This window comes from Candidatus Nitrosotenuis uzonensis (assembly GCF_000723185.1).
Taxonomy (GTDB): Archaea; Thermoproteota; Nitrososphaeria; order Nitrososphaerales; family Nitrosopumilaceae; genus Nitrosotenuis; species Nitrosotenuis uzonensis.
Map to the genome: position 1 here is coordinate 1 of NZ_CBTY010000012.1, position 1,731 is coordinate 1,731.

Below are 1,731 nucleotides of genomic sequence, written 5' to 3' on the forward strand. Positions count from 1 at the left end.
GCTATATCGTAAAGGATTGTTGCTGGATGGAATGGGAAGACATTCTGAAGCATTAGAGTTTCTTGAAAAAGCACTTGCCACAAACCCACACCATCTTGATGCAATTCTTGCAAATGCTTTTTTGTTTGACAAGTTGGGACAGAAAAACAATGCACTGGTACTTTTTGATAAAGTACTAGCGCTTAAATCTACAAGCGAGGACGCATTATGTGGAAAAGGTACGATATTGTCGCAGCTTGGACATCACGAGGAGGCATTGCAGTATTTTGAGAAGGCACTTGAAAATGATCCCTCAAACGAGACAGCTCTTGTAAGTGCAGGTTATTGCATGTATGGACAGGAAAAATTTGAACACGCTATTTCCTACTACACCAAGGCACTTGAAATAAACCCAACAAACACATTGGCACTTTACAACAAGGGAGTAGCCCTTGCAGCTTCTGGCAACCATATCGAAGCAATCAAGTCGTTTGATGCAGCTCTGAGCATAAACCCTGATTATTTTGATGTACTATATCAAAAAGGACTTACACTGAGTGTTCTTGAAAACCATTCTGATGCTGTTAGATGTTTTGAGAGTGCATTGCTTTTATCGCCTGAAAACACGCATCTTTTGCAACACAAAGCAGTAGCGCTTTACAACCTGGGAGATTATGCTAACGCAGAACGTACGCTTGATCAAGTTCTCAGACTTGACCCTAACAACGTGATTGCATTACGCCATAAGGGTATGCTCTTACTTTCACATCAAAAATACGATCAGGCAGTAAAACAATTTGATCTAGCCCTTAAGATTAAACCAGAAGATATTGAATCATTATTCCACAGAGGTACTGCTTTGTTAAACTCTGACCTGTACGAAAAAGCTCTTGAATCTTTTAACATACTGTTAGAAATTGCCCCCAACCACCATGATGGGCTCTACAACAAGGCATATGCATTATCTGCATTGGGCATGATCGATGATGCTATTTCCTACTACACCAAGGCACTTGAAATAAACCCAACAAACACACTGGCACTTTACAACAAAGGAGTAGCCCTTGCAGCTTCTGGCCGCCATATCGAAGCAATCAAGTCGTTTGATGCAGCTCTGAGCATAAACCCAAGATTTTCCAACGCTTGGTCGGATAAGGGAGTTTCTTTGCAAGAATTGGGACATTATGATAGAGCTCTACAGTGCTACGATGAGGCACTGAGGCTTGATTCGCATTATGTACACGCACTGTACCACAAAGGCATCCTTCTTGCAAATCTTAATCGTGATGATGATGCGATACAGTGTTTTGATGCAGCACTCAAACTGGCACCCAATCACATTGATGCAAAATATGCATGTGCAAAATCTAATGCAAATCTTGGCCGATATGAAAACGCAATATCGCTTTATGACGACATATTGGAGAATAATCATGTGCATCTTGCCGCATTATTTGATAAAGCGCTAATACTGAACAGATTGGAAAGATACGAGGATGCCTTGGAGTGTTTTGACCGGCTAGTTCTGAATGGAGGTGGGACGATCACAGTATTGTTGGAACAAGCAAAGACATTATCACAGGTTAATTATAATGATAGGTCAATTCAAATCCTAGATACAATACTGGAAAAGAATCCAAAGAATGATTCTACCATTTACTACAAAGGAATTGTTTATTCCAAAATCTCAAAACATCAGGATGCTATCTATTACTTTGACAAGGCTCTGCAGATAAACCCGCAGTACTACGA

Annotated in this window: 1 protein-coding gene; it reads left to right on the forward strand. The window is 40.4% G+C overall.

Annotated elements, in window-relative coordinates:
- Positions 1–31 precede the first annotated feature (31 nt).
- Positions 32–1,731: tetratricopeptide repeat protein (locus tag NITUZ_RS09575; protein WP_244443863.1), on the forward strand; the 1,700-nt coding region annotated here is incomplete at its 3' end.